The sequence below is a fragment of the Pseudoalteromonas sp. Z9A6 genome, from assembly GCF_011378805.1.
Taxonomy (GTDB): domain Bacteria; phylum Pseudomonadota; class Gammaproteobacteria; order Enterobacterales; family Alteromonadaceae; genus Pseudoalteromonas; species Pseudoalteromonas distincta.
This window is the reverse complement of record NZ_WTKZ01000046.1, coordinates 25,577-32,620: the sequence shown is the minus strand read 5'-3', so window position 1 is coordinate 32,620 and position 7,044 is coordinate 25,577. Positions and strand designations below refer to the sequence as shown.

Below are 7,044 nucleotides of genomic sequence, written 5' to 3'. Positions count from 1 at the left end.
GTGCTAGATATTTAGCAACTTAGGCTGACACAGAATTCTGAACGCCCTCGATTTTTTTGGTTTGGTATTTGTTGACGTATTTAAAGGCGTGTTAAGAATAGCTATGTCTGCGCTATCGAGTATAAATTGTGTATCTGACCAATGTAGTAATTCTATCTTTCCATCTTGCTGCTCTACAAGCGCAGTACAGCTCTCAATCCAATCACCATCGTTACAGTACATAATACCGTCATCCACTTTAATTTTGGGATGGTGAATGTGTCCACAAATAATACCGTCTACGTTTTGTTTTTTAGCTTCATGAACTGCGGCATCTTCAAAGGCACTAATCGCTTCTCGAGCTTTGTGTACCCGAGCTTTTATCCATGATGCAAGCGAGTAGTAGTTACCACCAAATATTTTACGTATACGATTGGTCCAGCGATTTAAAAATAATAAAAAGTCGTATCCTGCATCCCCCGCAATACTAACAAGTTTGTTATAACGAGTCGCTGAATCAAAGTCGTCGCCGTGTATAATTAAAAACCGTTTATTAGCTTTAGTGGTGTGAATAAACTGCTGGTGGATTTCAACACCAAATAATGTTTGATTTATATAGTTTCTAAACGCTTCATCATGATTACCGGGAATATAAATGACACGTGTACCGCTAGCTGCTTTTGTCTGTATGCAGTTTAATACTTCATAATGAGAAGGGTGCCAATAAAACTGTCGCTTCATTGACCATAAGTCAATAATATCACCCACTAAATAAAGTGTGTCGGATTCTACCGAGTTTAAAAAATCAAGTAAGTAATCAGCTTTACAATCTTTGTAACCTAAATGAACATCAGATATCCAAATGGCTGGATAATGTTGTTTTTTACGCAGTTGATTGTTTGTCATGCCCGTCATCCATAGTGTAATAATTAAACACTGTAGATAAATCTAATGACACTTATGAGACACTTTAGCGAAGCCTCCATGACAATTTATACCAAGGCACGTAATTAAATGATTTCTACAAAGCTAGGAAAGGTGAGTCATTGAGCAGCTATTATTACGCATTGCTATTAATCGAGCATAAAAAAGGCCGCATTTTAAATGCGGCCTTTTAGTCTATTTTGAGCGTGCGTGTTATTAACCTTTAACAGCCGCTTTAATTGCATCAATTGCAGTGTCAATATCAATCATTAGCTTTTCACCGGTGCGGCGGTTTTTAAGCTCAACTTTATTCTCGTCAAGGTTACGCTCACCAATCACCAGCGTAAATGGTACACCAATTAGCTCCATGTCATTAAACATAACACCAGGGCGCTCTTTACGGTCATCAAATAACACATCAAGACCGGCATCTTTTAAACCTTGGTAAAGGTTATTTGCAATATCAGGAATACGATGCGATTTGTGCATGTTCATTGGAACAATTGCTAAATCGAATGGCGCGATTGATTTTGGCCAAATGATCCCGTATTGATCGTTGTTTTGTTCAATAGCAGCAGCAACAATACGTGAAACACCAATACCGTAACAACCCATGGTCATGGTTTGGTTTTTACCGCCTTCGTTTAATACTCCCGCTTTCATCGCTTCTGAGTACTTGGTACCAAGTTGGAATATATGACCTACTTCAATACCGCGTTTAATTTGTAAAACGCCTTGGCCACATGGGCTCATATCGCCTTCAACAATATTACGAATATCAGCAACTTCGTAATCAGTTACGTCACGATCCCAGTTAATACCGCTGTAATGCTCGTCGTCTTTATTAGCACCGGCAACAAAATCAGCAAGGATATTAGCGGCTCTATCAACAATAATAGGCATAGATAAGCCGACCGGGCCTAAGGAGCCAGGTTTTGCACCAATAGCAGCAACAATATCTGCCTCTGTTGCCATTTCAAGCGGAGAGTCTACTAATGGGTGCTTTTCAGCTTTTAATTCATTTAAATCATGATCGCCACGAAGTACAAGCGCCACTAAACCACGTGCATCGTTTTCATCAGGTGCACCGTAAACAATTAAGGTTTTAACACCACGATGAGGTTTTACACCGTAATGCTTTTTAAGCTCATTAATTGTTTTAGCGTCAGGAGTAGGGAATGCTTTTAACTCTTTACTTGCTTCTGGGCGTGGATCGTTTGGCGCTAGTGCTTCTGCTTTTTCAATATTAGCTGCGTAATCACTGCCATCACTAAATGCAATTGCATCTTCGCCTGACTCAGCAAGTACATGAAACTCGTGAGATAAGCTACCACCAATAGACCCAGTATCAGCAAGTACAGGGCGGTAATCAAGGCCTAAACGCTCAAAAATGTTACAGTATGCTTTGTGCATCGCTTGATAAGTTGCATCTAAACACTCTTCACTTAAGTGAAAAGAGTAGGCATCTTTCATTGTAAATTCACGAGCTCGCATAACACCAAAGCGAGGGCGACGTTCGTCGCGTACTTTAGTTTGTACTTGATATAAAGTAACAGGTAACTGCTTGTAGCTGCTTATTTCTTTACGTACGAAATCAGTTATTACTTCTTCGTGTGTTGGACCAAGTGCAAACGTACGGTTATGACGGTCTGTGAAGCGCATAAGCTCAGGACCAAATTCATTCCAACGGCCAGACTCTTCCCACAAGTCAGCGGGTTGAATAACAGGCATTAGCATTTCAATGGCGCCAGCTTTGTCCATTTCTTCACGTACAATGTTTTCTACTTTACGTAGCACACGTAAACCAGAGGGTAACCAAGTGTATAAACCCGAAGCGACGCGACGGATCATACCGGCTCTAAGCATTAACTGATGCGATACGATTTCAGCATCTGATGGCGTTTCTTTAAGTGTTGCGAGTATATATTGGCTTGTACGCATGTTTTTTCCGAAATAGAGTAATTATGTTCTTTTAATAGAGCTTAAGTTTAACAGCGGATGCTTTTACACTAAAGCGCTAAGTGAGTTATTTAGTTTTTTTCTATGTTTGTTACTACGTTATGCTCGCCATTGACTTGCCAGCGAATATTATAATTGTACAAAGTCATACCATAGCTTTGCTCGCCGTCTTTTTGTTTTTTATAGGCAGGGCGGGGATCTTGTTTTAAAACATTAGCTATAAAATCATGTAAGTCTGGGTACTGGGTTTGCGCACTAATAAACTCAATTGCTTGAGGGCAAAATTCAACCGTCATCTCGGTTTCTGGACGCGTATCTGCAAAGCCAGCACTGGCGTCAAGCATTGCATCTGAATAGGGTAAGTACGGTTTAATATCGATAATGGGTGTGCCATCAAGTAAATCAATGCCAGCGAGTAATAAACTAAGTTGTCCGTTTTTATACTCAATACCTTCAAGTTTTACTGCGCTCATACCAATCGCGTTGGGTCTAAATGTAGCGCGGGTAGCAAACACACCTTTTCGCTCATTGCCACCTAAACGTGGTGGGCGCACCATGGCAGAATAACCTTTATCGGCCGTTTCATGAAAACGAAATAACAACCAAACATGAGTAAATTCATCTAAACCACGTACAAACTCTTCGCGATTAAAATCAGGTGCAAAAATAAGTTTTGCCTTGGCTTGTGGCACTAAACGAGGCTGCCTAGGTATAGCAAACTTTTGTTTATAAGGAGATTCAATGTGGCCAATAGCCGAAATGGTATAATCGCTCATAGTACTCGGGTACAAATAAAATAGAGCGCTATTCTACCTGCATTTAGTATTTATGGCATTAGTGTAAGTAAGTTTATTGTTTATAGACCAAGCGGTTTAAAATCACTTATTAGACTGAGTGGTTTATATTTTGTATTAATATATTTAAAAAGGACCTAAAACAAAAAAGGGCAAGCTCTTAAGCTTACCCTTTCAAACATGTTAAAGATTAATTAAAACATGTATTGAACTGATACAGATGCTACATCCATGTCTGGATCAATATCGTCATCAAGTTTGTAGCGTTCGTACTCTAAACGAAACTGTACATTTGTTGTAAGTGCGTATTCAATACCCGCACCGTAAAATGCATCACCACCATCTGTAGACGCTGTTACACCACCTACTGGTAAATCTTGTGTGTAATCTGCATCCCACTCAAGCCAACCACCTTTTGCGTATACAGAAAAGCTCTCTGTTATTGGGTAGCCCAAACGTGCGGCAAGCGATACGCCATCAATTTCAGCTTTGCTGTCAATATCACTTACTTCATCAAAGTTTTGATAAGCAAGTTCTAAGCTTAGGTATTCGTTAAACTGAGTACCAATATAGCCTTTAAGCATTTGTGCATCGTCGTCAAAGTCAGTGTCGTTGTCACTGTCTTCAAATTCAAAAGAATATTGACCGTAACCGATACCAGTATAAATACGTGGAGAATCGAAATCAGAAATGTCAGCGTGTGCTGCAGAGTTAAAACCCAGTGTTGCTAGTGCAATAGCTGAAAGAGAAAGTGTTTTAATCATTGAATAGCTCCTTTACAAAAAATAATCAAATGCTTGATTTCATTAATCAAACTTCAATTATCTACTTGCAGCGAGCGTGCCAATATTAAAATGGATTAAAAACACGCCATAATTAGTTCTTTTGTATTGGTTTTTGTGTTATTTAGCGTGTTTTATAATCAAAGTGAACTTTTGTGTAATCGTGTACTCTAAAATAAGTTGTATGTTTTACATAGTATAATGAGTTTTTTACATAGCCTTACTCTATTTAAATTACTAATTAGACTTCATGAAGCAAGTTTTCTGTTTCAATTGCTATTTCTTTCATTTTTATAGCGTAATTTTCTAATTTAATGTCTTCATCGGTCACAGCTTTAAACGAAGGCACTTCTATTGGGTAGCCCGTTTCATCCATTGCAATAAAACTGATAACACAATGGTTTGTTTCAACCATATTTTGCGTTTTTGGATCGCCACACCTAACTTGAATAAATATTTGCATGCTACTTCTACCCGTATGGGCAATTTTAGCTTCTACTTCGACTATTTGACCCACTAAAATAGGGCGTCTAAATTTAACACCCGCAACCGAAACAGTTACGCAGTAATGACCACTCCAACCTGCAGCGCACGCATAACCTGCTTGGTCAATCCACTTCATGACGGCCCCACCATGAACTTTACCACCAAAATTAACATCAGTAGGCTCTGCTAAAAAACGAAAAATAACTTTTGACGACGGCATAAATAACACTCTTATTATTAAAACTACTATTAGCATAACGTAAAAAAGGGGCCGAAGCCCCTGCAATTTAGGATATGTTTATAAGTTATATGTAAAAAACGTAGTTATATAGCTATACAGCGCATAATTTAGTTACATATTAGGATAGTTTGGCCCACCTGCACCTTCAGGTGTTACCCATGTAATGTTTTGGCTTGGGTCTTTAATATCGCAGGTTTTACAGTGCACACAGTTTTGGGCATTAATAACAAACTCTTTATTGCCTGCAATTTCTTGTACTTCGTAAACACCTGCTGGGCAATAACGTTGTGCGGGTTCATCAAATTTGACTAAATTTACGTTAATAGGAATTGACGCATCTTTAAGCTTTAAATGACACGGCTGTGATTCTTCGTGGTTAGTATTTGATAAAAACACACTTGAGAGTTTATCAAAGCTAAGGTGTCCATCTGGTTTTGGATATGCAATTTTGTCAGCGGCGTTAGCATCAACAAGGGTAGAGTGATCGGGCGTATTATCTTTAAACGTAAAGGGTAAAGCGCCATTAAAGATGTTTTGATCAAGCGTATTGTACGCACCACCTAAAAATTTACCGAGTTTGTGCATAGCAGGGCCAAAGTTACGAGATTGATATAACTCTTTATATGCCCACGATTGCTCAAACGCAGTTTGATAATGAGTTAAATCGGTATTTGCTAACTCATTTTTCAGTGCTTCAAAAATAACTTCAGCAGCAATCATTCCCGATTTCATTGCGGTGTGATTACCTTTAATTTTTGCAAAATTAAGTGTGCCTGCATCACACCCTACAAGTAAACCACCAGCAAAATGCATTTTTGGTAATGAATGCAAGCCACCTTTAGCAATAGCACGCGCACCGTAAGCAATACGTTCAGCGCCTTCAAGTACGTTTTTAAATACAGGATGGTGCTTCATTCGCTGAAACTCATCGAACGGGCTCAAATGTGGGTTTGAGTAATTTAAATCAACAATTAAACCAACAACAACTTGATTGTTTTCACTGTGATACATAAATGCACCACCATTAGTATCGCCGCTAAGTGGCCAACCTGTACCATGAACTACCTTGCCAAGCTCATGTTTACTTTCATCTATTTGCCAGATTTCTTTAAAGCCTAAACCGTAATGCTGCGGTGATGAATCTGCATCAAGTGCAAACTCATTAATTAGCTGCTTACCTAAATGACCTCGGCAACCTTCGGCAAAAATAGTGTATTTTGCACGAAGCTCCATGCCTGGCATGTAACCGTCTTTTTCATTGCCATCTTTGTCTACACCCATATCGCCAGTAATAATGCCTTTTACTGCTTCATCTTCAATTATTAAAGAGTGTGCGCTAAATCCTGGAAATATCTCTACGCCTAAGCTCTCAGCTTGCTCTGCAAGCCATCGACATACATTGCCCATAGATACAATGAAGTTACCATCATTATGAAATGTTTTTGGTGTAGCAAAGTGGGGGATTGATGTCGCTTTTTGCTCGTTATTAAACCAATAAATTTCATCATTAGTTACTTTGGTTGTAACCGGTGCGCCAAGCTCTTGCCAATTAGGTAGTAGTTCATCCAAAGCTTTGGTTTCAAAAACAGCACCAGAGAGTACATGTGCTCCTACTTCAGAACCTTTTTCGACTACGCAAATCATGCACTCTTGTTGTTTTTCTTGTGCTAATTGCGCGAGTTTAATTGCACTTGAAAGCCCAGCAGGGCCTGCACCAACAATTACTACATCAAATTCCATGGTTTCACGTTCGACCATAATAACCTCTTTATCTATGACGGACTTATTTGAATGTTTACTACGCATTTAAATAAGGTGTACAGCCTATTTATAACCTTGCAAATTAAACGTTACAGACTGTGAATAGTTAAAGGTTATT

Annotated in this window: 6 protein-coding genes; all 6 read right to left on the bottom strand. The window is 38.9% G+C overall.

Annotated features, from left to right (window positions below):
- Positions 1 to 3 precede the first annotated feature (3 nt).
- The 6 genes from GQR53_RS15420 to GQR53_RS15395 all read right to left on the bottom strand — a co-directional run bounded on the left by GQR53_RS15420 (position 4) and on the right by GQR53_RS15395 (position 6,923).
- Positions 4 to 885: a UDP-2,3-diacylglucosamine diphosphatase gene (locus tag GQR53_RS15420; RefSeq protein WP_165744425.1), complete on the bottom strand. Its 882-nt coding sequence runs from the start codon at positions 883 to 885 to the stop codon at positions 4 to 6.
- 234 nt (positions 886 to 1,119) lie between these two features.
- Positions 1,120 to 2,844, bottom strand: coding sequence for a proline--tRNA ligase (locus GQR53_RS15415; RefSeq protein ID WP_165744424.1), 1,725 nt, complete (start codon positions 2,842 to 2,844; stop codon positions 1,120 to 1,122).
- Between the two features lie 89 nt (positions 2,845 to 2,933).
- The gene (gene tsaA / locus GQR53_RS15410) at positions 2,934 to 3,638 is read right to left on the bottom strand and encodes a tRNA (N6-threonylcarbamoyladenosine(37)-N6)-methyltransferase TrmO (RefSeq protein ID WP_165744423.1); all 705 of its coding nucleotides are present in this window, start codon (positions 3,636 to 3,638) and stop codon (positions 2,934 to 2,936) included.
- A gap of 212 nt (positions 3,639 to 3,850) precedes the next feature.
- Entirely contained in the window at positions 3,851 to 4,420 is a 570-nt protein-coding gene (locus GQR53_RS15405) for an outer membrane beta-barrel protein (protein ID WP_002961225.1), read from the bottom strand.
- 259 nt (positions 4,421 to 4,679) lie between these two features.
- Positions 4,680 to 5,144, bottom strand: a complete 465-nt coding sequence (locus tag GQR53_RS15400; protein WP_002961226.1) for an acyl-CoA thioesterase — start codon at positions 5,142 to 5,144, stop codon at positions 4,680 to 4,682.
- Positions 5,145 to 5,276: 132 nt separating this feature from the next.
- On the bottom strand, positions 5,277 to 6,923 hold the full coding sequence (locus GQR53_RS15395; protein ID WP_165744422.1) for an electron transfer flavoprotein-ubiquinone oxidoreductase: 1,647 nt from the start codon (positions 6,921 to 6,923) through the stop codon (positions 5,277 to 5,279).
- Positions 6,924 to 7,044: the final 121 nt, after the last annotated feature.